Source organism: Corynebacterium sp. UMB2355A (assembly GCF_033877495.1).
In the GTDB taxonomy this organism is placed as follows: Bacteria; Actinomycetota; Actinomycetes; order Mycobacteriales; family Mycobacteriaceae; genus Corynebacterium; species Corynebacterium pseudogenitalium.
This window is the reverse complement of the sequence record NZ_CP138855.1, coordinates 429,507-452,612: the sequence shown is the minus strand read 5'-3', so window position 1 is coordinate 452,612 and position 23,106 is coordinate 429,507. Positions and strand designations below refer to the sequence as shown.

Below are 23,106 nucleotides of genomic sequence, written 5' to 3'. Positions count from 1 at the left end.
CTATACGCGCATCCAAAAGGTGCGCGGAAAACAACACGAGGAGAGACATTGGTTTCCGACCCTGGAGTCAACGCCCGAAGCCCGCAGCGTCAGCGATTTTCGAAGACACGAATTGCGGGGGTAGCGTTGGCTACCACCGCGGCGTTATTCGCTGCCTCGTGTGGCGCTATTGGCGGTGGTGATGATGGCGGGCACGATGGTTTGCTCGCCGGAGATTACACGATCGCTGCAGAGGAAAACCTCACCAATAGCATCGTGGTCAATGGCAACATTGCGCCGATTCGCTCAGTGAGCATCACGACCGCGCTGCAGTCCGAGGTCGAACGGCTCGCAGTGCAGCCAGGCGACCGCGTCGCTAAAGATCAGTTCTTGGTGCAGATGAACACCGACGCGCTGCAGCGCCAACTTGCCAAGCAAGAAAAGCAGCAGGCGAGTGCCCAGGCAGAAGCGATGCAGGGCGTCGAGCAGGCCAAGAGTCAGCTCAACGCGTACGACCAGGCGATGGCAAACGGCTCCAACCCGGCCGTGGCTCAGGCGCAGGCCCAGGTGGATCAGGCGCAGGCAGCGCTTGATGCTGCGCTTGCCGCGCAGGGTGGCGCACGGATGATCGCTTCGCCGAAGATCGCAGCCCACGTTCAAAAGATGGCCGGCGATTTGTCCTCCCGTCTGCCAGGCGGTTCCGGCCACGGCATCCGCACGGCACCTCCTGCAGCCCCGGCCGCGCCGGGTCAAGTTCCGGGTGGTGGCCAGGGTGCTGTCCCGATGCTGAGCGTGGAGCAGGCTCGAGCTGCACTTCAGGAGTCGCAAGCCGCGCTGGAGGCCGCCAAGGCGCAGGCCGGGCAGGAGCGGCAGCAGCTCCAGGCACAGGTTGATTCCGCGTGGCGCGCAGCAGAGAATGCTTCTGCCGCCGACGACGACGGTACGCTGCAGCTCCAAGTGCAGGAAGCAACGATTAACGCTCCAATGGCTGGCGTAGTCACAAACGTTGACGTGCAGGTAGGCGATATCCCGCAGGGTCGCGTCCTTGGCATCGCAGATGACTCCCGACTGTTGATCCGCGCTAACGTGCGCGAGGCGGACGTCCCGGCGATCAAGCAGGACAACCGCGTTGAGTTCACCTCGACTGCGACGGGTAAGAAGAAGTTCACTGGGCGCGTCACGCGAGTTTCCCCGGTCGGTTCCACAGGCGCGAGTGCTGGTAGTGGGGCAGAGGCTGCAGCCGCAATGTCCGCAGGTGGCAGCGGCGGAGGCTCCTCGGTGATGTTCCCCGTTGAGATCGAAGTCACCGGTGACAAGGAAGGCCTGCTGCTCGGTGGCAGTGTGCGTGCTGAAATTATCACTGAAGAGGCGAAGAACTCCATCAACATTCCTCGCGACGCCGTCTACGACGAGAACAAGATTTTGGTGCTCGCAACGGAGAACCCCGGCGACACCAGCGGCGTCGTAGAAGAGCGCACTGTCAAGACCGGTGCGAAGAATGACGTTGACGTCGCTGTCACGGGGGGCGAGCTCAAGCCAGGCGACATCGTGATCAACTGGCCTGAGAACTTCAAGGACAAGGTTGGCTCCACGGTGAAGGTCAACGACGAAAACTTTGATCCTGAGCAGGTAAAGAACGCAAAGGACAAGAAGCCGACAGGCAGTGCCGCTGCAACCACTCCGGCAACGTCTTCTGCAGCGCCGAAGTCTTCCGCGCCAGCGGAAAAGGAGGGGTAGGCGATGGCACGGAATCCCTTCCGAAAGCACTCCCGACAACGCGTACAGGACGATGCCACCGACGCAGAGTTCGACGAGTTGTTTGAGGCCGCCGAGCCTTCGACGGAGGAGCTCGAAGTACCAACGCCGACAGAACCAGTTGCGCAACCTCAAACAGCATTGCACACACCTGCAGGGCAGGAGGCGATGTCGAAGAGCGGTCTGCTCATTGACATGCGCAGGATCGTCAAGACGTACAACGTCGGAGAGCCCAGCGAGCTGACCGTGCTGCATGGCATCGACTTCCATGCAGAGCAGGGCGAATTTGTCTCTATCGTCGGCCCGTCGGGTTGCGGCAAGTCGACGCTGATGAACTTGGTTGGCATGCTCGACCGGCCGACAGACGGCGCGTACGCGTTCAACGGTGAGCCGGTGTACGCCAAGTCGGACAACGAGCTGGCCGCGTACCGTAGCCAGAACATCGGCTTTATCTTCCAGAACTTTAACCTGATTGGTCGAATCGACGCGTTGCAAAATGTGGCGATGCCAATGATGTATGCGGGCGTCGATAAGAAAGAGCGCGAGGAGCGCGCCGCTGAACTTTTGAACATGATGGGCATGGGCGACCGCTTGCACCATAACCCGAACGAACTGTCGGGTGGGCAGAAGCAGCGCGTGGCAATTGCTCGCAGCCTTGCCAACGACCCTGACCTGTTACTCGCCGACGAGCCCACGGGCGCGCTTGACTCCAAGACAGGCCGCATGGTGATGGATCTCTTCCATGAGCTGCACGACGACCTTGGTAAAGCCATCGTCTTCATCACGCACAACCCTGAGTTGGCAGAAGAAACTGGCCGCATTGTAGAGATGATGGACGGGCGCATCGCGCAGGTTCGCGCCCCACTGGGGGCGAGGCCATGAACGTAGGAGAGTCAATCAAGCTTGCCTCCTCGTCGCTTCGCAAGAATAAGCTTCGCTCGTTGCTGACGCTGCTGGGCATCATTATCGGCATTATGGCAGTGGTCATTATTATGACGCTCGGCCGTGGTCTGGAGCGCCAGGTGATGTCGGGGCTTGAAGGCGTCGGCACTACGACGCACCCGGTGATGGTGCATGAGCGTCCCGATGACGCGGATGCATCCGAGGATCCCTTCGCGGCGTTTTCTTACGCGCCACCATCCGATGAGCGCAACGCAGTCACTCCCGAGCAGCTCGATGAGCTGCGTCAGGCATTTGGGGACCGTATCCAGGGCGTGGACATCGATGTTTCCACGAGTGGGGAAGTGGTCTCCGATGACACAACTGTGTCCACGAACGTCAAGCCGGTCCTTGCAGACTCGATGAAGGTGCGAAACATCGAAGTGCAGTTCGGCCGCGAGATTTCCCAGGATGACATCGATGGGCACCGGCCGCTCGCAGTGGTGAGCCCCTCGCTTATCGACGCCCTCTTCGACGGCAACGCTCAAGCCAGTTTGGGCAAGCGCATCGATGTGGTTGTAGACGACCAGCCGGCAGTGTTCACTATCGTGGGCGTGCTCGATGGCGAGGAAGATTCCCGAGGCGGCGGAGTGTTTGGTGCCGCAGAACAGTTTGCGGACATCTATATCCCGCTCACCGCTGCAGATCGCGTTGGGCTTGACAGTGACTGGTTCACGTCATTTTCGGTGCAATCGGCGCCGGATGAAGACGCGAAGACCTTCCAGGCCGACCTGCAACACTACATGGACCGTTGGTACGCCAATAACGAGGATTACACCATTGAGGTGGTGGATCTTTCCTCGAGCTTGGAAGAGCTGACGAGCGTATTCCGCATCATGTCGACGGTGCTCTCCGCGATCGGCGGTATCTCGTTGCTGGTCGGTGGCATCGGCGTGATGAACATCATGCTGATCACCGTCACTGAGCGCACGCGGGAGATCGGTGTGCGCAAAGCGTTGGGCGCCAAGCAAAGCGATATTCGCACGCAGTTTATCGTCGAGGCGATGCTGGTGTGCCTGATTGGCGGCATCATCGGTGTGATTCTGGGCGGGGCGATTGGCATGATCGCGACGGCCGCGTTCGATGCCTTTACATGGCCGCCGCTCGGCGCAATTGTGTTGGCGCTCGGGTTTTCGCTGGCAACCGGTATTTTCTTCGGTGCCTATCCAGCCGCGAAGGCTGCAAAGATGCAGCCTATTGATGCTTTGCGTTACGAATAAGTTCGCTGGTTGCTGGCTCTTTTGGCCGTGTCCGAAGTCTGGATAAGATGAAGCGCATGGCCAAAAAATCTTCCTTCGTCCACCTGCATAACCACACCGAGTTTTCGATGCTCGACGGCATGGCGAAAGTTGACATGCTTGCGGAGGAGGTTGTGCGCCAGGGAATGCCCGCGGTGGGCATGACTGACCACGGTAATATGTTCGGCTCGAACGCGTTTTACCGCCAGATGGTGGACGCGGGGGTGAAGCCGATCATTGGCATCGAGGCCTACTTGGCGCCGGAGTCGCGCCTGAATAAGAAGCGCGTGCTGTGGGGCACCCCTGACCAGAAGCGCGACGATGTGTCCGCCTCCGGTGCGTATCTGCACCAGACGATGCTGGCAGAAAACGCGACCGGCCTGCGCAATCTGTTCAAGCTCTCGTCGCTGGCTTCGTACGAGGGGCAGCTTGGTAAGTGGCCGCGCATGGATGCGGAGCTCGTCGCCGAACATGCCGACGGCATCATCGGCACCACGGGGTGTCCGTCGGGTGATGTGCAAACCCGTTTGCGGCTTGGCCAGTACCGTGAGGCCCTTGAGGCCGCGGCGATGTGGCAGGACATCTACGGCCGTGATAACTACTTCCTCGAGCTCATGGACCACGGTCTGGATATTGAGCAGCGCGTACGTAATGACTTGCTGCGCATCGGCAAGGAGCTCGATCTTCCGCCACTGGTGACGAACGACTGTCACTACGTCCTGGAGTCCCAGGCGCCGGCGCACGAGGCCATGTTGTGTGTGCAGACCGGCAAGACGCTGATGGACCCGGACCGCTTTAAGTTCGACGGCACCGGCTACTACATCAAGTCAGCTGAGCAGATGCGCGACCTGTGGGACTCTACGGTGCCTGACGCCTGCGATAACACCCTGTGGATTGCGGAGCGTGTCGGTGACTACAGCGAGCTGTGGGAGGAACATCCGCACGACCGGATGCCGGTGGCTGACGTGCCGGAAGGGGAGACCCCAACAACGTGGCTGCGCAAGGAAGTGATGCGTGGTTTGCAGGCGCGCTTCGAGGGCCGGGAGGTGCCGGAGGAGTACATCGAGCGCGCGAACTACGAGATCGACGTCATCGATATGAAGGGCTACCCGTCTTACTTCCTCATCGTTGCCGAGCTGATCAAGCATGCGCGTGAGGTTGGCATTCGCGTCGGGCCGGGCCGTGGCTCCGCGGCGGGTGCGCTTGTGGCGTACGCGCTGACCATCACGAACATTGACCCGATGGAGCATGGCCTGCTCTTCGAGAGGTTCTTGAACCCGGAGAGGCCGTCGGCACCTGATATTGATATCGACTTCGACGACCGCCGCCGCGGGGAAATGATCACGTACGCTGCAGAGCGCTGGGGCGAGGACAAGATCGCGCAGGTGATTACCTTCGGCACGATTAAGACGAAGCAGGCTATTAAGGACTCGGCCAAGGTGAACTTCGGCCAGCCTGGCTTCCAGATGGCGGACCGTATTAACGCGGCGCTGCCTCCTGCGATCATGGCGAAGGACATTCCGCTGGCAGGTATTACGGATCCGGAGCACCCGCGGTATAACGAGGCGACCGAGGTGCGCTCCATGATTGAGACTGACCCGGATGTAGCCCGCATCTACGAGACTGCGCGTGGCCTTGAAGGTACTGTGCGCCAGGCAGGCGTGCACGCTTGTGCCGTGATTATGGCGTCGGTACCTTTGATGGACCACATCCCGATGTGGAAGCGGCCTGCCGACGGTGCGATCATTACTGGTTGGGACTACCCAGCGTGTGAGGCCATCGGCTTGCTGAAGATGGACTTCCTTGGCCTGCGAAACCTCACCGTGCTTGGCGACGCACTGGAAAACGTGAAGAAGAACCGCGGCGAGACCATCGACCTTGAGTCGTTGAGTACTGATGACCCGAAGGTATACGAGTTGCTCTCTCGCGGCGATACGCTTGGCGTGTTCCAGCTGGACTCGGGTGGCATGCAAGAGCTGCTCAAGCGCATGGGCCCGACTGGTTTTAAGGACATCGTCGCTTCGCTCGCGCTGTATCGCCCAGGCCCGATGGGCATGAACGCCCACTGGGACTACGCGGACCGCAAGAATGGCCGCAAGCCGATTACGGCCATCCACCCGGAACTTGAGGAGCCACTGAAGGACATCCTGGACGAAACCTACGGTTTGATCGTGTACCAGGAGCAGATCATGGAGATCTCCCGAAAGGTTGCGAACTACACCGCTGGTGAGGCAGACGGCTTCCGTAAGGCCATGGGTAAGAAGAAGCCAGAGGTGCTGGCGCAGCAGTACGAGAAGTTCTGGTCGGGGATGCAGGACAACGGCTATTCCAAGAGCGCGATGGACGCACTGTGGCAGATTATTGAGCCGTTCGCCTCGTACGCGTTTAACAAGTCTCACGCTGCAGGTTACGCGCTAGTGTCCTACTGGACGGCGTACATGAAGGCGAACTACACCGCTGAGTACATGGCAGCGTTGTTGACCTCGGTGGGCGATAAGAAGGACAAGTCGGCGATCTACCTTTCCGACTGCCGCCACCTTGGCATTTCCGTGCTCCAGCCAGATATTAATGCTTCCGAAGAGAACTTTATGGCTGTTGGCGAGGACGTTCGATACGGCCTCGCGGCGGTGCGTAATGTCGGCGTCGAAGTTGTTGAGTCGATTAAGGAGACACGCCGGACGAAGGGCGAGTTCACGAGCTTCTCTGACTACCTCGACAAGATTGACCTACTGCCATGTAATAAGCGAATTACTGAATCTCTAATTAAGGCCGGTGCGTTCGACTCGCTTGGTCACCCGCGTAAGGGGTTGATGCTCATCCAGGAGGATGCCGTCGATTCTGTGCTTACCACGAAGAAGGCTGCTGACAAGGGGCAGTTCGACCTGTTCGCCTCCTTCGGAGGTGACGACGCTGTTGCTGCTGACAACGCGTTTGCGCTGCAGATCCCGGATGAGGAGTGGGACAAGAAACACAAACTTGCTCTCGAGCGTGAGATGCTGGGCTTGTATGTCTCGGGCCACCCGCTTGACGGCTTCGAGGAAGCAATTGACGCACAGACCGATACTCAGTTAACGACGATCCTCTCCGGCGAATTGCGAAACGGCGCCGAGGTAACGATTGGCGGTCTGATCTCTTCGGTCGATCGGCGTTTCTCGAAGAAGGACGGTTCCCCTTGGGCGATCGTCACGATTGAGGATCACCACGGCGCCTCCGTTGACGTGTTGCTGTTTAACAAGGTGTATTCGCTGGTTGCGCCACAAATTGTGGAAGACAATATCATCCTTGTGAAGGCGCACGTCTCGATCCGTGACGAACGCATGAGCCTGTTCGGCGACGACGTCAAAACGCCGGAGCTCGGGCCTGGCAACGGTGCTGGGCTGCCACTGCGTCTCACGCTGCGCACCGAGCAGTGCACTGTAGATAATATCCAGCGTTTGAAGGGCGTGCTGCAGAACAACCCGGGCGACTCGGATGTGTACCTGAACCTTGTACATGGCGACGAGACGCAAATGATGGTGTTAGGCGACCATCTGCGGGTGGAGCGTTCGGCGAGCTTGATGGGCGATCTGAAGGCGACGATGGGGGTTGGGATCCTCGGCTAGTGGAGGGGAGTGAATATATTCCCCGGTGTGAAAATAAGCTTGGCTACACTCTGTCGTTGGAATCAATACCAGCTAAGAGGCGAATGAGTGGAGCATAATATATGTCCGAGCACAAGATTTTGACAACACATGTTGGGTCCCTGCCGCGCACCCCTGAGCTGCTCGAAGCGAACCAACTTCGTTCGGAGCAGCAAATCAACGACGAGGACTTTAAGGAGATCCTTGAGCGCGCGATCGACGACGTGGTGCAGCGCCAGGTTGACCTGGGCATCGACATCATCAACGAGGGCGAGTACGGCACATCACCTCTGGCGCGGTCGACTACGGTGCTTGGTGGAACTACTCTTTCTCTCGTCTTGGTGGACTGACCATGACCGACGAGGACCGCTGGGCCTCGCAGGAGATCAAGCGTTCCACGCCTGGAAACATTGAGTTGACCAGCTTCGCTGATCGCCGAGACCGCGCACTCTTTTCCGAGGCGTACTCCGACCCACACTCCGGCATCTTCACTGGCCGTGCGAAGGTTGGTAACCCGAAGTTCACGGGTCCGATTACCTACATTGGCCAGCAGGAAGTTGAGACGGACGTTGCACTGCTGAAGCGCTCCATGGATCGCGCCGGTGCCACGCAGGGGTTTGTCGCAGCGCTTTCGCCAGGCTCCGCCGCCCGTCTGAAGAATGAGTATTACAACACCGACGAAGAAGTCGTACAGGCGTGTGCTGCTGCGATGGCACACGAGTACAAGGCAATTACCGACGCCGGTTTGACCGTGCAGCTCGACGCACCTGACCTTGCGGAATCCTGGGATCAGATTAATCCCGAGCCGACCCTGGAAGACTACCGTGCGTGGCTGCGTATTCGTATCGACGCCATCAATGAGTCCATCCGCGACTTGCCGAAGGAACTGACTCGCCTGCACATTTGCTGGGGTTCGTGGCACGGCCCGCACGTTACCGACGTACCGTTCGGTGACATTATCGAGGAGATCCTGCGGGCAGAGGTTGGCGGCTTTTCCTTCGAGGGGGCATCGCCGCGTCACGCGCATGAGTGGCGCGTTTGGCAGGACCACGCGTTGCCAGAGGGCAGCGTTATTTACCCGGGTGTCATTTCGCACAGCACGAACGCTGTCGAGCACCCACAGTTGGTTGCGGATAGGATCGTTCAGTTCGCCGAGGTCGTCGGCCCAGAAAACGTTATCGCTTCGGCAGACTGTGGCTTGGGTGGGCGCCTGAACCACCAGATCGCCTGGGCGAAGCTGGAATCACTGGTGAAGGGCGCAGAGATCGCGACGCGCCATCTGTTTGGCTAATCGCAGTAGCCAAATGAGCTAAGGCCGGTGCCCACTCTGTGAAAGGAGGGCACCGGCCTTAGCGTTGTGTGCTACGCAGCTACTTAAGCATGGACTTCAGCTTGTCCTGCGCTCCAGGGATCGCCTTGATCGCCGCGGTGATCATCTGAATCAGCCCGACGAAGAGTGCGATGCCAGCCGAGATATAGCTGAAAATCTCGCGAGTTTCATCGGTCATGATGCCTTTGTTGATCGCTTCGGAGCTTGGGCCTTCAGCTTTTCGTGGCTCCGTGGTCTTTGGTACTGGCGAAGCGGTAACCGTCACGGTCACAGCAGGTGCTGTTTCTGTGGCAGTAACACGTGATTGCGTGGTCGGCGTGTCTTGCTTCTCTTGTGCCATCAGTGGGCTTGCCGTGAGGCATGCTCCGCCGAGTGCGGTAGTGATTGCAAGCGCGACCAGTGAGCGTGTATTCACGTTTAACTCCCTGTTTGTCTGAAGTAGTGGTGAAGCTTAGAACACCTTCGGCACGTGGACGTGGCCGAGACCCAGGTGGAACTGCGCGTTTGCCATGTCGATGAGCTTGTTGAGGCCAGTCGGGTCGGACAGGACGATCAAGCCGGTGGTCAGGACCGCAGCGAGGATGCCTGCGAAAGCGCCGAGGGCGTGTCCCTTAGAGCTGCCGGACGTCTTCGTGTTGTTGTTGGTGCCAGGATTCGTGTTGTTGTCGCCTGGTTTCTCGGTCTCGCCTGACTTTTCGGTCTCGCCTGGCTTCTCCTCGTCCTTCTTGTCGGACTCCTTGCCGGTGTCAGGGGTTTCCTGGGTGTTCTGATCCTTGGTGTCACCAGGGGTCTGCTCGGCGGTTGGAGCCGTGGTGTCCTTCGCTGGGGCGTTCTCCTCTGCGAACGCAGGGGCGACGGTCAACGAGATTGCGGTTGCGGCGGCAACGGCAACGGTGGAAATACGCTTCATGAAATCTCCTGAAGTTGTTTGAAAGGATAGGAATTCGAGGCGAAACCACAGCAATGTCAATGAAATGCTACGGTCTCCACGAATTGTTGCTAGAAAATCTAGCAGATAATTGACGCTTTTAATAGTTAGAACGCCTGGACTGGCTACGGCAAAGTATCACCTAGACGTGGTGCAGCGGTATACACTTTGCTGTTATGAGTGAACAGGAACAGCCAGCTTTCCACGCGGTACACGCCGCGGACGTTCAAGCAGCGCAGTCGAAGATTTCTGCGGTGATTGAGCCGACCCCATTGCAGTACTGCCCCCGCTTGTCGCAGCAGTACGGTGCCGAGATTTTCCTCAAGCGGGAAGATTTGCAAGACGTTCGTTCCTACAAGATTCGTGGTGCGTATTACAGCATCTCACGGCTCAGTGACGAGGCGCGTGCAGCCGGCGTTGTTGCGGCGTCAGCGGGCAACCACGCTCAGGGTGTGGCCTACGCATGTCGGGCGTTGGGGATCCAGGGCAAGATTTTTGTGCCGAAGCCAACGCCGAAGCAGAAGCGAGACCGAATCCTGGTGCACGGTGGCGAAAACATCGAGTTGGTCGTCGTGGGGGATACGTTTGACGCCGCTGCGGAGGCCGCCCGCAAGGACGCTGCTGAGCGCGGTGCAACCATGGTTGAGCCTTTTGACGCCCGTGATACCGTCATCGGGCAGGGGACAGTTGCGGCGGAGATCGTGTCGCAGTTGTCAGTTATGGGCCGCGAGCTGGACACCATCTTCGTGCCAGTCGGCGGGGGAGGCTTGCTGGCTGGCGTGCTTTCCTACGTGTCCGACATGGTGCCTGGCACTGCGGTCGTAGGCGTTGAGCCCGAGGGTGCACCGTCGCTTGAGGCCGCCCTGGAGGCTGGTCACCCTGTGACGCTCAACGAAATTGAGTCCTTCGTGGATGGCGCGGCTGTGAAGCGCACCGGCGATTTCCCGTTCGCTGTTATTGAGGAAAACCTTGCTCGCACGCACCTGCTGCGTTGCAAAGAAGGCGCGGTGTGCACGTCGATGCTGGAGCTGTACCAAAACGAGGGCATCATCGCGGAGCCTGCGGGCGCGCTGTCTGTGGCGGCACTATCGCAGATGAAGCTGCAGCCGGGCAGCACGGTGGTGTGCATCATCTCTGGTGGCAACAACGACGTGTTGCGCTACGCAGAGGTCATGGAGCGTTCGCTTGTGCACCGCGGACTGAAGCACTACTTTTTGGTGAACTTCCCTCAGGAGCCAGGGCAGCTGCGCACGTTCCTTACCGACATCCTTGGGCCTAATGACGATATCGCCTTGTTCGAGTACCTGAAGAAGAACAACAAAGAAACCGGTGCCGCACTGGTTGGCCTGGAGCTTTCTTGCGCTAGCGACCTCGAGCCGTTGCTTGAGCGGATGGAGGCGTCGGTCATTGATTGCCGACGCCTCCTCCCAGGCACACCAGAGTATGACTTTATTGTGTCGGCATAACCAGGGCGAATGCCCACGGTTCTAAGCGGGTTTCGTCGGCGGAGACCTCGGCGCCACCGAAGGTGTACAGCAGGGTTCCGCCCACTGGGGCGACGGTGCCCTCCGACCCAAAGTTTGCCACCAGCACTGCCTGGTCACCCATGGTTAGCCACGCGTCGTCTGCGCCCTGGGCTGGGCCGTGATCTACGGTCAGCTGGCGGAGGTCGTCGCGCGCCATCGGGTACTGCTTGCGCAGCTCGATGAGTTTCTTGTACGCGCTGAGGATTTCGAGCTGCTCCTCGTCGAAGTTCCAGTCGAGCTTCGCGGAGGTAAACGTTTCCTCCGCGGCAGGATCCGGGACGGCTGAGGAGTCCCACCCCATGCGGGCGAACTCGTTCATGCGCCCCTGGCGGGTCATTTCCAGGAGCTGTGGATCGCTGTGCGAGACAAAGAATGGGAACGGCGTGCGTGCACCGAACTCTTCGCCCATGAAAAGCATCGGGCTGAATGGAGATAAGAGTACGACGGCCGCCTTGAGTACCTGCTTGCGCGCACTGAGATACTGCGACGGGCGGTCACCCTTCGCACGGTTTCCGGTCTGGTCGTGGTCGGTGGTGTAGGTGACCATCTGCCACGGTGCGACGCGGTCAAGGTCGAGCGCCTTGCCGTGGGTACGCTGGCGGTACACGGAGTAGTCCTCGCGGAAGCGGTAACCGTTGCGCAGTGTATCCGCCAGGATTTCGAGCGTGCCATAGTCGGCGTAGTACCCGGCACGCTCGCCGGTGACCAGCGTGTGGATCCCGTGGTGGACGTCGTCAAGCCAGTGTGCGTCGAGCCCGTAGCCGCCGCGCCCCGGGGACTCGAGGAGCCGTGGGTTGTTTTGCTCCGATTCGGCGATGATGGTGCGGGGGATGCCGGTGGAAGCTTCAACTTCGTTGGCGACGTTCTTGATTTCCTCCATGATGGAGAAGGCCAGGCGATTGTCGTAGGTCTGCACCGCGTCGAGTCTCAGGCCATCGACGTGGAACTCGTCGAGCCATTGGAGCACGGCGTCGAGTACATATGCGCGGACCTCATCCGAGTGGGCACCGGACAGGTTGATCACGTCACCCCAGTCGGTGTGCCCTGCGGTTGTGTACGGACCGAAGTTGCCGTTGTAGTTACCTTCGGGGCCGAAGTGGTTGTACACCACGTCGAGGATGACGGCGATACCGCGGGCGTGAGCAGCGTCGATAAGGGTCTTGAGGCCCTCGGGGCCGCCGTACGATTCCTGCACGGCGAACCAGTCCACGCCGTCGTAGCCCCAGTTGCGGGCGCCCGCGAAGGGCTGCACCGGCAGCAACTCAATGGAGTTGACGCCAAGTTCGGCAAGATAATCAAGCTTTTCGACGGCCCCCTCGAACGTCCCCTGTGGCGTGAAGGTGCCCACGTGGAGCTCGTAGAGGACTTGGTCGCGAAGTGCGATGCCTTCCCACGAATCATCCGTCCAATCGAACGTACTGCTGGTCACCTCTGATGGGCCGTGGACGCCCTCGGGCTGGAAGCGCGAACGAGGGTCGGGTAGTGGCTGTGACCACTCGCCGTCACGAAGCAAGGAGAAGCTGTAGCGCGCACCAATTTCGGGTTGGGCGACTTCGCGCGGAACCACCCACCAGTCCCGGCGGGTCTCGTCACGCTGCATCTCGAGCGTGCGGGGCCCTTCGCTGTCGTGGAGGTGCAGGCGCGCGCCGTGCGCGTTCGGAGCCCACACCCCAAATTGTTGGGGCATCGGAGTGTGCTTGCTAGACATACCACCAACTGTATGGAAGTACCATAACCGTCGCAATGGATTTAGAGTGGAAGCACTATGCGCACATCGTACGAACTGCCCGCCGCCGGTGACATCACCACTCACGAGATCGAGATCAAACGATCCCGATTCATCACTTGGATTGGCCGCACCCAGTCTGAAGCCGAGGCGCGGGCCCTGATCCAGCAGGCCCGTGAGACCTACCCCGATGCACGTCACCATTGTTCCGCATATATTCTGAACGTCGACGACGCCCTGCCCGTCGAACGCTCATCCGACGATGGGGAGCCCTCCGGCACCGCAGGCAAACCGATGCTCGATATGCTGCACGGCTCCGAAATGCTTGACCTCACCGCTGTCGTGATCCGATATTTCGGTGGTATCAAGCTGGGTGCAGGAGGGCTGGTTCACGCCTACTCTGACTCGGTTGGGCAGACGCTTCCACTGGTACCGCGGGTGCTGCGTAGTACAAAGGAACTCGTGCGCGTCGATCTGCCGCACGCGGAGGCAGGTCGCATCGAGGCCGAGCTGCGCAACGCAGGCTTTGACATTGTCAACGTCGAGTACGGCGCCGCCGCCACGTACACGCTGGCGCACGACCCCGGACAACGCGAAGCACTCGACGCGCAACTCGCAGCGAGCACCCAGGGCCGAGCGGAGGCAGAAGAAGCAGGCCGCCAATGGATTGAATCTGCACGCTAAACTGTGAACCATGACTATGCAGCCTCGTCCATCGAATCCGATTGAATCCCGCAAGCAAGCGGTACGCCGTTACTCCAAGAACGCAGTCGTGTGGGCCGGCGGTGGTCTTGGCGCTGGTGTAGCGCTCGGCCTGATTGCCGGTTCGTGGCAACTGTTTATGGTGTGCCTTGTCATTGGCGTGGTTGGTGGCTATATCAACTGGAGCAAGGTGCAAAAGATCGTAAACCATCACGACAACTACTAAACAAGCACGATGACTAGCCCAAATACCACCGCGACGAGGATCGACGTCTGGCTCTGGGCTGTCCGCATCTTTAAGACACGCTCGTTGTCCGCAGAGGCGGTTCGCGCCGGACATGCCAAGCTCAACGGCAAAGCAGTCAAGCCCTCAGCACAAGTCGTGCCAGGGGATTGGCTCAAGGTGTGGAAGGACCACCGCTACCTTGACCTGGAAGTCACCCAGACGCTGCAGAAGCGCGCCGGGGCGAAAATCGCCACGACCTGCTATGTAGACCACTCCCCACCTCCTGTGGCATCGGAGGTGTTTGGTGCGCTGCCCGTACGGGATCGTGGGGCAGGCCGTCCGACGAAGAAAGAGCGCAGGCAGCTCGACCGCCTGCGGGGACGCAACAGCTTCTAGGCGTTCTCGCCCGAGTTAGTTTGCGGGGCACCGCCCTCACGGAGTTGGGTGAGCCTGCGTGTAAGTTTGCGTTTGCGTAGTAATGGCCGGTTTCCGCTTTCCCACGTGCGGTTGATGTGCTCCTGCCCGTACTTGTTCAGCAGGAGGTCGTCGACAAGCCTGACTTGGCCTGGGGTGAACCGCGTCTGCAGCGTGTTCTGCACGGCTTCGATGTCTGCCGGGTTCGCTAACTCCGCGAGAGCAGAGACTGTCTCGATGCCGTCGGCGCTGAGTAGCTCGTGCAAGAATCTGTAATCATCAACGCGGGACAGGGGAAACGACGCCCCAAGGATCACGGTGAGCACGCCGGGGAGCGTCTCTGGTGCCAATGCCGCTGCGGTATCGGGAGCGCTCGGGCTCTGTTTTTGCGGGTTGGACAGCTCTGCGATTTGGTCGAACTGCTGATCCGCAAGTTCGATAAGCCCGGCTGCGAGCGTGAACGCGCGATCAATTTGTGGGTCCAGCTCGCCGTGGGAGCGCTTATATCGCACATCGTGCTCGAACTCCGCCCACGCGTGCTGTAGCACCGTCCGTACTTGCACCTCGAAGACTTGCCCGCGGTAGTGTTCGAGCTCCTCGTTATGCTCACCTACCTGGAGCACCAGGTGGTGCGAGCCGTATCCGAACGTGCCCGACACCCTCGTCTCTTGCGCCTTGTCCACGCTACGAAGCACGTCGAACTGATCCGCAAGCAAGCGAAGCACTGCTGGTATTTCGGTGGAATGCATCACGGTGATACGGGCCCCGATGAGGTCACGGATGTCGTTCCACGGGTCCGGGTACACAATCTTTCCACCACGACGCTTCTTCGCTTTTTCTTTCAGCGAAGGCCAGCTTTTGATGCGGACATCGACGCGGTCAAAGTTGATACCGGCGTCGATCATGAGCTCGTGGAGCGCATGACGAAACTCCTCGGCAACCCCTTCGTGTTGCCGCAGCCACGCGAAGTAGGTGTTGCCGAGTTGCGCGATTGTGTCATTGTGCTTCGTGTTCATCGGCACAACAGTGTACCGATTCTTCCTAGTCGAGGGCCTCTCGACGCTCCAACAGCGCAGTAGGAAGGTACTCGAGCAGGACACCGACCGGGACAGTGCCGTGAAACTCTCTACCGGTGAACCGCTCGAACCAGGAGCCCTGCGGCAACGTCAGTGTGGTGTCCTCCCAGCCACCCCGGCGCGCAAGTTCAAGGGGCTTTCGGGTTGCAACCGCAATCATGCCAATCTCGGCCGTATCCCGGTGCTCACGAGCGAATCCGACAAAGTGCTGCTGGGATGGGCCGACCGCAAACACCGCGCGGTGCTTCCCCTCGGTAAACAAGGTCGGCGTGGTCTTTCGTGCCGTAAGGCATTCACGGATAACCAGCTGCTTGGCGGCGTCAACAGACTCGGATAGGCCGGGCCAGGACCGGCCCGGCGAACCGTCTTGCTCGCAGCCCAAGAAGTCACCCAGATTGAACTGCGGTTGCTGCCGTGCATCGAGGTACTGATGCAGCGTTTGCGTGCGTGCGGTGTAGTCGATGAAGCTTCGGTTATCTGGGTCGACAAGCGTCGTTTCGAAGAACTCCATGCCCTGGTAGGTATCAGGGATGCCAGCGCCGGCAAGCTGGAGAACTTTACGCCCCAGCGTTACTGCGACCGCCCCCTCATGGATGGTTGACACGAAGTCCGTGATCAGTGACGTTGCAGGCCCCGCCAGCACTGCGTTTACCCAATCGAGCACCTGCTGCTCATACGCCTCATCAGCGTCGAACCAGCTCGTATGCAGCGCTGCCTCACGCACTGCTTTGATCGCGTAATCATGCAGCCGCTGCGAAAGCGACTCCGTAACAATCCCATCCGCAGGCCAAACCCCCACGATATTCTGCAGTAAGAAATGCGCCGTGGCGTGGTCTGGCGGAGGCAACAGCGCTGTCGTCGTGTTCACTAACTCCGCAAACGCGTTTGGTACTTCGGCGATCTCCAGCATCCGCGCGCGCGTATCCTCGGAACGCTTCGTGTCGTGGGTGCTTAACGTCGTCATCGTCTGCGGCCACAGCTCAGCACGCTCTTGCTGTAGCAGGTGAAACTCCGCCGCGCCCACTCCGAAGCGGCCAGGAGCGCCGCCTACTTCCTGCAGCGCCACCAACCGGTTCGCCCTATAGAACAACGTGTCTTCGACCCCCTTCGCCATGACCGCACCACACACCTGCGCAAAGCGGGTGCTTGCCTCACCTTCAGCGAGCAGGGCAGCCGCGATGAGGTCGAGGGCGTCGCGCCGGGAAGGGAAGCGTTGTGCCATATCGGCCACCACGGTGGCCGTGATCCTCGACAGTGATCGGTAATCGGCGCGGTAGACGGGGATGGCTGCGACTAATGCAATGACGGTGTCAACGAGGATTTCGTCAGAGACGGCGGAGCCGGCCGTCGAAAAGTTATCGCGCCGAATAGCGCGCGTGAGACGGCGAACCTCCGCCTGAAGCTCGTGCGTTGCCACCTCACGCTTGAGCTGTAGCGCCGCGGCATCAAGCGCCGCCTGATCCCACGTGGAGCCCGATTGGCGCAGTGCGAGCATACTGAGTGTATCCTCGGCCGTCTGGTTGACGAAGATGCCGTCGAGCTCGCGAAGCGCGTCGTAGCCAGTTGTGCCGTTGACGCGCAGGCGTGGGTCGAGCGGCTCGTCGGCCTCCAAGATCTTCTCGACGACCAGCCAGCGATCGGGACCAACAACATCACGAAGCCGTGACAAGTACCCGAAAGGGTCCGTGAGTCCATCCGGGTGGTCGACGCGGACGCCGTCAATCAGATCCTCAGCCACAAGTTGGCGGATGATCGCATGCGTGTGTTCAAAGACCGCGGGGTCCTCTTGTCGGATGCCCGCAAGCCCGTTGACAGAGAAGAATCGGCGATAAGAAATGATGCCGTCGCGCCAAAACATCAGCTTATAGGACTGACGCTCGTAGACCTTCTTCGGATCGTCGTCGAGGGAAGAGCAGGTGCCTGGCTTGAGTGGGAATACGTTGTCGTAGTAGGCCAGCACGATGTCGCTTTCGGGGTTGTCCTGATCCAAATAGCGCAGCGTGAGAGCATCTTCGTCGTGTTCCTTCCCGAAGATCGGCAGGCCGAGCTTCCCGCCCGCCCCGTTGTCAGCGTGCCAATCGATATCGAAGTAGCGCTCGTACTCAGAGTCGCGACCATGCTTGAGAACGTCCCACCACCAGCTATTGAGCTGCGGGGAAGCGACACCCAGGTGGTTCGGCACGATATTGATGATCACGCCAAGGTTGAGTTTTCTGGCTGCCTCCACGAAGCGCCGGAAGCCTGCTAGTCCACCCAGTTCCGGGTTGACCACAGTCGGGTCAGTGACGTCATAGTTGTGATTCGATGTCGGCAGTGCCTGCAAGATAGGAGAGAGGTACACATGGGAAATACCGAGTGACTCCAAATAGGGCAGACACTGCGCTGCCTGGTCGAAGCCGAACGCGCGACCCGACGGATTGGCTTGTGGGCCACGCAGCTGGAGACGGTAGGTTGATGTAATTGGGGCTTGCAATACGTCCTCCTTGAAGTTACCAGCCACCCTAGTAGCTCAAGACGCACTTAGCTGCGGACGCGAGAATCACAAGAGAGGGGGAAGCCAACCGAATAGCGCATGACGTGCTCCGGATTGGCGAACGCCAGAACTTCCTCCAAGGTGGCGTCGAAGACGAAGAGTTCTTGCTGATCGCGGGAATAAAACAGCAGTTCGTTGTGCGGCATGAGTACGCGATCAACGTGAGCATAGAGCGTCGAGAAGAGTTGCGGGTGAGCGAGCCAAGACGCCGCATACCCAGCAGAGCTTTGCACCTGAACTCCCTTCGGTGCTCCGAACCCTAGCGAATTTTCCGCTGGCAGGTAATCCAAGATCACTCGGCCCTCGAGAAGATCGGTGCTCAGCATGCGCGCAGCTGAGTTCCACGCCTGATGGACCGTCAAGCCCATCGCGCCAATGGACTGGTGCGTCAGGCCCTCCACCGAATCTGAGTCAAAGACGCACACCAACCCGGGCGCCAAACTGATGTAAGCGGTCGAAGCCCCGAAACCTGGCGTGAGCCACGCACGCGAAGAACTCGACGTGACTTCACAACGTCGGGCCAGACGGGGGAAAATGGGTACAAGCATTGAAGGGGCGCACGGAGCGGGCATATGAGTAGTCATATGTACTTAGACCGTTCAAACCCGCCGATGGTTCCCAAAAAAGTTTTAAAACGGTGGTTGCTCGTTCAATCCTAGGGCATCCAGCAATTGATCGGCCTTCCAGATTGCTATGTCTTGGCCCTGCTCAATAAGCTGCCGAGCCCGCTTTTCCTTCGAGGTCATTGACCCCCATTCGCCAACAACGAGGATGGTGGTCTTCTTCGTCACGTTCTTGCCCACCTGGCCGCCCTGAGCAGCAATGCCTTGCCACAGCGCACCCTTATCAAATGGAGAAAACTCACCGGTCAGCGTGACGTGCTGCCCAAACAATGGCGAGGAAGCATCAGCATCGAGCGCCGGTTCTGGCACCGTGTCCGGGGTTGCCACCGCTTGCCACGGAGCTGGCTTGCGACCCTTGCTCTGCTTCTGTGTGCTCTTTCTAGAGGGGCCCGCTTGGTTGCTTCCAGCAGGTGCAGGAACTGCAGCGGCAGCTGCCTGCATGCCTCCCTTGGCGATGCTTTCTGCTTGCAGTGCACGGCCCGCGCCGGATCGGTCCCTGAGCACTGGAGTCACCCGATGGGAATCGATCGAGCCCAAAGTGAAGCCAGCGTCATGGACAAACCCAACAAGTGAACCCTGGTAGTGCGCCCGACGGGCCAGGCCAACCATGATGCCCGCACAGGCTGCAGCATCCGCGCAGGCGTCGTGGTGCTGCTCCAGCGGCACGCCGAAGTGAGACGCCAAGGTGGGCAACTTGTGGTTCTCAACATCAAGGTCGCACGAGCGTGCCTGCGCCAACGAGCATGCGAAGAGCACCTGTGGCGCATCCATCCCGACTGCACCAGCAGCTTGAAACAGCGCAGTGCTATCAAAATGCGCATTGTGAGCCACAAGGGGGAGGGAACCAGCGAACTCGACAAGTTGCGCAATACAGTCAGCCACACTTGGTGCGTCTGCCACGTCCTCCCGACGAATCCCATGAATAGCGACGTTGTGGGGGTCAAACTCGGCCCACTGCTCCGGAGGCATACACAACCAAGAAACGCGGTCAGTTTCTACACCATCAATGACTTTCACCGCACCGATCTGACAGATAGAACCCCACCTCTGGTTGGCAGTTTCCACATCAAACGCAACGAAATCAAAGCCAGGAAAACCGCTTGAACCGCTTCGCTGCGCGTCCTGCGTCGGGGCGTCGCCACGCTGTGCAGCAGAAATAGCATCCTCGAGCTCGCGCATCGCAGCGCCCGCGCCAGGCGCAAAAACAACGTTTACAACGATGTCGCTACACGTGATACTGACGGTGCCCGTGCTCCAGTCATCGCCTTCGGTCAAGTCAACCTTTGTGATTGCCTCTATCGGAATGCGCGTGGGCTCGCTGGAGCCAGCCAGCGCCGCCTCCAAGGGGGTTGGGGTGACGACCAGCTCCGTATTCGAAACACTCAACGTCGCACGGCAAGCAGTAATCACAGCGTATGGCTCCAATCAAAAATCCGGTAGGCGGGTAGCACACATACTACTCACCCACCGGACATGAAACTGACGGCGGTCAAGCCCCTGGAGTTAGGCGTCCTCGCGAACCGGGGCACCTACCTGCTTCAGCACAACTGTAGAGCGCGCCGGGACGACTGTGGTCTCCGAGGCGCCGATTGTCAGCGTGCTCGCCGGGTAGCCAAGTTTCTCAGTTGTATCGATGAGCACCTCCCAGCTTGATCCGAACTCCTGTGGAGGAAGCGTGAATTCGATGTCTTCGTAGTGGGCGTTAAACATCAGAATGAATGAATCGTCTCGCACACGCTGACCGCGAGCATCCGGTTCTGCGATGGCGTCGCCATTGAAGTAAACCATCAGTGCCTTGCCAAACGCGAAGTCCCAGTCGGATTGCGTCATCAGCTCGCCGGACGGCACCAACCAGGCGATTTCGCGGTCGACAGCATCCGTGCCCAGCGCGCCGCCTTCCAAGAACCGGCGCCTGCGGAAGACCGGGTGGGCCTTGCGGATAGCGATCAGGCGCTTGGTGAACTCGTGCAGCTGTTCGCTGTCGTCGAGCTGTGTCCAATCCATCCACGCAATCTCGTTGTCCTGGCAATAGACGTTGTTGTTGCCACCCTGGGTACGGGCCAGCTCGTCTCCATGGGAGATCATGGGCGTGCCTTGGGAGAGCAGGAGCGTCGTCAAGAAGTTGCGACGCTGCTGGGCGCGCAACTGATTCACCTCGGGGTCATCCGTCGGGCCCTCGACGCCACAGTTCCAGGAACGGTTATGGCTTTCACCGTCGCGATTGTCTTCGCCGTTCGCTTCGTTGTGCTTGTGGTTGTAGGAAACCAAGTCATTGAGCGTGAAGCCGTCGTGTGCAGTGATGAAATTAATTGACGCAGTCGGGCGGCGATCGTTGTGCTGGTACAGGTCCGAAGAACCGGTCAGCCGCGATGCGAACTCACCAAGTGTCGCTGGTTCACCACGCCAGAAGTCTCGCATTGTGTCGCGGTACTTACCATTCCACTCGCTCCACAGCGCAGGGAAGTTACCAACTTGGTAGCCGCCTTCGCCGACATCCCACGGCTCGGCGATCAGCTTGACCTGGGAGACTACCGGGTCCTGTTGGACCAGGTCGAAGAATGTTGCCAGACGATCGACGTCAGAGAACTCGCGTGCAAGGGTCGAAGCTAGATCGAAACGGAAACCATCGACGTGCATCTCAGTGACCCAGTAACGCAAAGAGTCCATGATGAGCTGCAGTGAGTGAGGGTCGCGCACATTGAATGAGTTTCCGGTGCCTGTGTAGTCCATGTAGTGGAACTTGTCGTTGTTCACCAGGCGGTAGTAGGCCTCATTGTCGATGCCGCGGAAAGCAATGGTGGGGCCGAGGTGGTTGCCTTCAGCAGTGTGGTTGTACACGACGTCAAGGATGACCTCCATGCCTGCCTCGTGGTACGCCCGCACCATGCCCTTGAACTCGGCGACGGCGTCGCTCGGCTGCGCAGCAGCTGCGTAGTTGTTCTCGGGGGCAAAGAAGCCAAAGGTGTTGTAACCCCAGTAGTTACGCAGACCAAGGTCGCGCAGACGCCCATCCTGCAAGAACTGGTGGACAGGCAGGAGCTCGACAGACGTCACACCCAGATCCTTGAGGTAATTGACCACTGCTGGGTGTGCCATGCCTGCGTAGGTGCCGCGGAGGTTTTCGGGTACGTCAGGGTGCGTCTGGGTCATGCCTTTGACGTGGCATTCGTAGATGACGGTTTCCTCATCCGGGATGCGTGGTGCGCGGTCATCGCCCCAGTCGAAGAACGGGTTGATGACGACAGAGAGCATCGTATGGCCCAGCGAGTCTTCTTCGTTGCGGCCCGTTCCGGGAGCGTCTGCGTTGATGTCATAGGAAAACAGCGAAGAATGCTGTGAGAACTCGCCGTCGAAAGCGCGCGCGTAGGGGTCTACGAGCAACTTGTTCGCGTCGCAGCGCTTGCCGTTCGCTGGATCCCACGGACCATGGACGCGGTAGCCGTAGCGCTGTCCAGGTGTAATTCCTGGAAGGTAGGCGTGCCACACGTGGTTGTCTACCTCTTCAAGTTCGATGCGAGTTTCGGCGCCTTCGTCGTCGATAAGGCAAAGTTCAACCTTCTCCGCAACTCCTGAAAAGAGCGTGAAGTTTGTTCCGGCACCGTCATAGGTAGAACCTAGCGGGTATGGGGAACCAGGCCACACGACGATATCGTTCGCGGGCTTTGGGGAAGTAGAGCTTTGAATCATAAGGAATCACCATAGTGCACCCCCCGGGGGTTCCCGCATTGCGAAACCCTCACCAGCCTGGCAATCAGCAGCCCGCTTGCAGCCCCCGAATGATGAGATCGACGGAAAATGCGAACGAGTCGTCCCTCTCAATGGTCTGTGATTGTGGCAACGTTTCGCTTGCATTCGTAGCCGCTACCAGCTGGGATTCAGTTTGCTGGACGAAGGCACTGCCAAGGATCAGGTGTAGGAGAGCATCGGCGGTTGCGCGGAGCTGAGGTGTCGACGCCCCTTCGATTTCCATAGCCAATGATGTGATGAAAAAGCGCTGGAGTTGGGAGTGTATCGGAGACTCCGGATTGCCTACTGCTGTGACCGTCACCTCAGCGCCATCTCGAATGCTGAGCAGGCAGTTACGGAGCATTCTGGCTGCTTCACTCGTGGATACGGCTGGTGAGGAGGGGGTTGTGAGCGGCGCAACGATGTGCTCTGCCAGGCGAGCCACAAGGTCCTGTTTGCTTGCCACATGCCAATACAGCGCTGACGGTGCGACGTCGAGCTCCTTGGCGATCCTGCGCATTGACACATCGGCTAAGCCATATGACCTGAGTAAATCCATCGCAGTGATCGTGATCTGATCCACGGACAGGTGCATGTGTTCCCATGTTACCTGTCTCATGGTGGAGAGGGGGTGGACGCTTACAACGAGTTCACAGAGAGTGTTCAGATACTTTGTACCGGAGCGTAATTGGGCCAGCAGAAACGAGTGGTTAAAATTGGCATCAACGATTTTTAACGTAACAGGCCGGGTACAACCGTTGTGCT

At 59.4% G+C, this 23,106-nt stretch carries 17 protein-coding genes and 1 pseudogene; 9 read left to right on the top strand and 9 right to left on the bottom strand.

The annotated features are described in order from the left end of the window. Positions 1–48 precede the first annotated feature (48 nt). The 5 genes and pseudogenes from R0V12_RS02210 (at position 49) to R0V12_RS02190 (ending at position 8,822) form a co-directional block, all read left to right on the top strand. A complete protein-coding gene (locus R0V12_RS02210; protein ID WP_145945242.1) occupies positions 49–1,716 on the top strand; it encodes an efflux RND transporter periplasmic adaptor subunit in 1,668 nt (555 codons plus the stop codon). 186 nt (positions 1,717–1,902) lie between these two features. Continuing rightward, positions 1,903–2,616 carry an ABC transporter ATP-binding protein gene (locus tag R0V12_RS02205; protein WP_070478973.1) on the top strand — a complete coding sequence of 238 codons (714 nt, stop codon included), beginning with the start codon at positions 1,903–1,905 and terminating at the stop codon, positions 2,614–2,616. Next, positions 2,613–3,893, top strand: coding sequence for an ABC transporter permease (locus tag R0V12_RS02200; protein ID WP_320072733.1), 1,281 nt, complete (start codon positions 2,613–2,615; stop codon positions 3,891–3,893). The genes R0V12_RS02205 and R0V12_RS02200 overlap by 4 nt, the downstream gene beginning before the upstream one ends. A gap of 56 nt (positions 3,894–3,949) precedes the next feature. Beyond that, on the top strand, positions 3,950–7,513 hold the full coding sequence (gene dnaE / locus R0V12_RS02195) for a DNA polymerase III subunit alpha (protein ID WP_070362233.1): 3,564 nt from the start codon (positions 3,950–3,952) through the stop codon (positions 7,511–7,513). Between the two features lie 101 nt (positions 7,514–7,614). Continuing rightward, positions 7,615–8,822: pseudogene (locus R0V12_RS02190) on the top strand (cobalamin-independent methionine synthase II family protein). A gap of 79 nt (positions 8,823–8,901) precedes the next feature. On the opposite strand, the gene R0V12_RS02185 reads toward R0V12_RS02190, so the two are convergent. Beyond that, on the bottom strand, positions 8,902–9,276 hold the full coding sequence (locus tag R0V12_RS02185) for a hypothetical protein (RefSeq protein WP_070362235.1): 375 nt from the start codon (positions 9,274–9,276) through the stop codon (positions 8,902–8,904). Positions 9,277–9,312: 36 nt separating this feature from the next. Then, positions 9,313–9,771 (bottom strand): hypothetical protein, encoded by a 459-nt coding sequence (locus R0V12_RS02180; protein WP_070362236.1) that lies wholly within the window; start codon positions 9,769–9,771, stop codon positions 9,313–9,315. Positions 9,772–9,965: 194 nt separating this feature from the next. Between R0V12_RS02180 and ilvA the strand changes: the two genes are divergently transcribed. Further along, a complete protein-coding gene (gene ilvA / locus R0V12_RS02175) occupies positions 9,966–11,255 on the top strand; it encodes a threonine ammonia-lyase IlvA (protein WP_071572476.1) in 1,290 nt (429 codons plus the stop codon). Here ilvA and treZ read toward each other — a convergent pair. Beyond that, entirely contained in the window at positions 11,239–13,023 is a 1,785-nt protein-coding gene (gene treZ / locus R0V12_RS02170; RefSeq protein WP_320072732.1) for a malto-oligosyltrehalose trehalohydrolase, read from the bottom strand. The genes ilvA and treZ overlap by 17 nt on opposite strands. A 57-nt stretch (positions 13,024–13,080) precedes the next feature. Here treZ and R0V12_RS02165 point away from each other — a divergent pair, with 57 nt between their 5' ends. The 3 genes from R0V12_RS02165 to R0V12_RS02155 are packed head-to-tail and all read left to right on the top strand — an operon-like array spanning position 13,081 to position 14,365. After that, on the top strand, positions 13,081–13,725 hold the full coding sequence (locus R0V12_RS02165; protein ID WP_070478815.1) for an IMPACT family protein: 645 nt from the start codon (positions 13,081–13,083) through the stop codon (positions 13,723–13,725). Between the two features lie 10 nt (positions 13,726–13,735). Further along, on the top strand, positions 13,736–13,969 hold the full coding sequence (locus R0V12_RS02160; protein WP_320072731.1) for a hypothetical protein: 234 nt from the start codon (positions 13,736–13,738) through the stop codon (positions 13,967–13,969). Between the two features lie 9 nt (positions 13,970–13,978). After that, positions 13,979–14,365 (top strand): RNA-binding S4 domain-containing protein, encoded by a 387-nt coding sequence (locus tag R0V12_RS02155; protein ID WP_320072730.1) that lies wholly within the window; start codon positions 13,979–13,981, stop codon positions 14,363–14,365. On the opposite strand, the gene R0V12_RS02150 is transcribed toward R0V12_RS02155, so the two are convergent. The 6 genes from R0V12_RS02150 to R0V12_RS02125 all read right to left on the bottom strand — a co-directional run bounded on the left by R0V12_RS02150 (position 14,362) and on the right by R0V12_RS02125 (position 22,936). Then, positions 14,362–15,399 carry a GTP pyrophosphokinase gene (locus tag R0V12_RS02150; protein WP_070362242.1) on the bottom strand — a complete coding sequence of 346 codons (1,038 nt, stop codon included), beginning with the start codon at positions 15,397–15,399 and terminating at the stop codon, positions 14,362–14,364. The two genes, R0V12_RS02155 and R0V12_RS02150, sit on opposite strands and share 4 nt — an antisense overlap. A gap of 25 nt (positions 15,400–15,424) precedes the next feature. Continuing rightward, complete coding sequence (treY, locus tag R0V12_RS02145) at positions 15,425–17,932, bottom strand: malto-oligosyltrehalose synthase (protein ID WP_320072729.1); 2,508 nt, start codon at positions 17,930–17,932, stop codon at positions 15,425–15,427. Between the two features lie 47 nt (positions 17,933–17,979). Beyond that, entirely contained in the window at positions 17,980–18,393 is a 414-nt protein-coding gene (locus R0V12_RS02140; protein WP_252930768.1) for a hypothetical protein, read from the bottom strand. Positions 18,394–18,621: 228 nt separating this feature from the next. Then, positions 18,622–20,025 carry an exonuclease domain-containing protein gene (locus R0V12_RS02135; protein WP_252930769.1) on the bottom strand — a complete coding sequence of 468 codons (1,404 nt, stop codon included), beginning with the start codon at positions 20,023–20,025 and terminating at the stop codon, positions 18,622–18,624. Between the two features lie 93 nt (positions 20,026–20,118). Further along, a complete protein-coding gene (glgX, locus tag R0V12_RS02130; RefSeq protein WP_252930770.1) occupies positions 20,119–22,302 on the bottom strand; it encodes a glycogen debranching protein GlgX in 2,184 nt (727 codons plus the stop codon). Positions 22,303–22,366: 64 nt separating this feature from the next. Further along, on the bottom strand, positions 22,367–22,936 hold the full coding sequence (locus R0V12_RS02125) for a TetR family transcriptional regulator (protein WP_288857503.1): 570 nt from the start codon (positions 22,934–22,936) through the stop codon (positions 22,367–22,369). Between the last annotated feature and the right edge of the window lie 170 nt (positions 22,937–23,106).

What these genes read in the sequence shown, in the direction of transcription:
- R0V12_RS02200 (WP_320072733.1), top strand. Translation starts at nt 2,613, where the DNA reads ATGAACGTAGGAGAGTCAATCAAGCTTGCCTCCTCGTCGCTTCGCAAG.
- R0V12_RS02150 (WP_070362242.1), bottom strand. Translation starts at nt 15,399, where the DNA reads ATGAACACGAAGCACAATGACACAATCGCGCAACTCGGCAACACCTAC.
- R0V12_RS02180 (WP_070362236.1), bottom strand. Translation starts at nt 9,771, where the DNA reads ATGAAGCGTATTTCCACCGTTGCCGTTGCCGCCGCAACCGCAATCTCG.
- R0V12_RS02160 (WP_320072731.1), top strand. Translation starts at nt 13,736, where the DNA reads ATGACTATGCAGCCTCGTCCATCGAATCCGATTGAATCCCGCAAGCAA.
- ilvA (WP_071572476.1), top strand. Translation starts at nt 9,966, where the DNA reads ATGAGTGAACAGGAACAGCCAGCTTTCCACGCGGTACACGCCGCGGAC.
- glgX (WP_252930770.1), bottom strand. Translation starts at nt 22,302, where the DNA reads ATGATTCAAAGCTCTACTTCCCCAAAGCCCGCGAACGATATCGTCGTG.
- R0V12_RS02205 (WP_070478973.1), top strand. Translation starts at nt 1,903, where the DNA reads ATGTCGAAGAGCGGTCTGCTCATTGACATGCGCAGGATCGTCAAGACG.
- treZ (WP_320072732.1), bottom strand. Translation starts at nt 13,023, where the DNA reads ATGTCTAGCAAGCACACTCCGATGCCCCAACAATTTGGGGTGTGGGCT.
- R0V12_RS02165 (WP_070478815.1), top strand. Translation starts at nt 13,081, where the DNA reads ATGCGCACATCGTACGAACTGCCCGCCGCCGGTGACATCACCACTCAC.
- dnaE (WP_070362233.1), top strand. Translation starts at nt 3,950, where the DNA reads ATGGCCAAAAAATCTTCCTTCGTCCACCTGCATAACCACACCGAGTTT.
- R0V12_RS02155 (WP_320072730.1), top strand. Translation starts at nt 13,979, where the DNA reads ATGACTAGCCCAAATACCACCGCGACGAGGATCGACGTCTGGCTCTGG.
- R0V12_RS02125 (WP_288857503.1), bottom strand. Translation starts at nt 22,936, where the DNA reads ATGCACCTGTCCGTGGATCAGATCACGATCACTGCGATGGATTTACTC.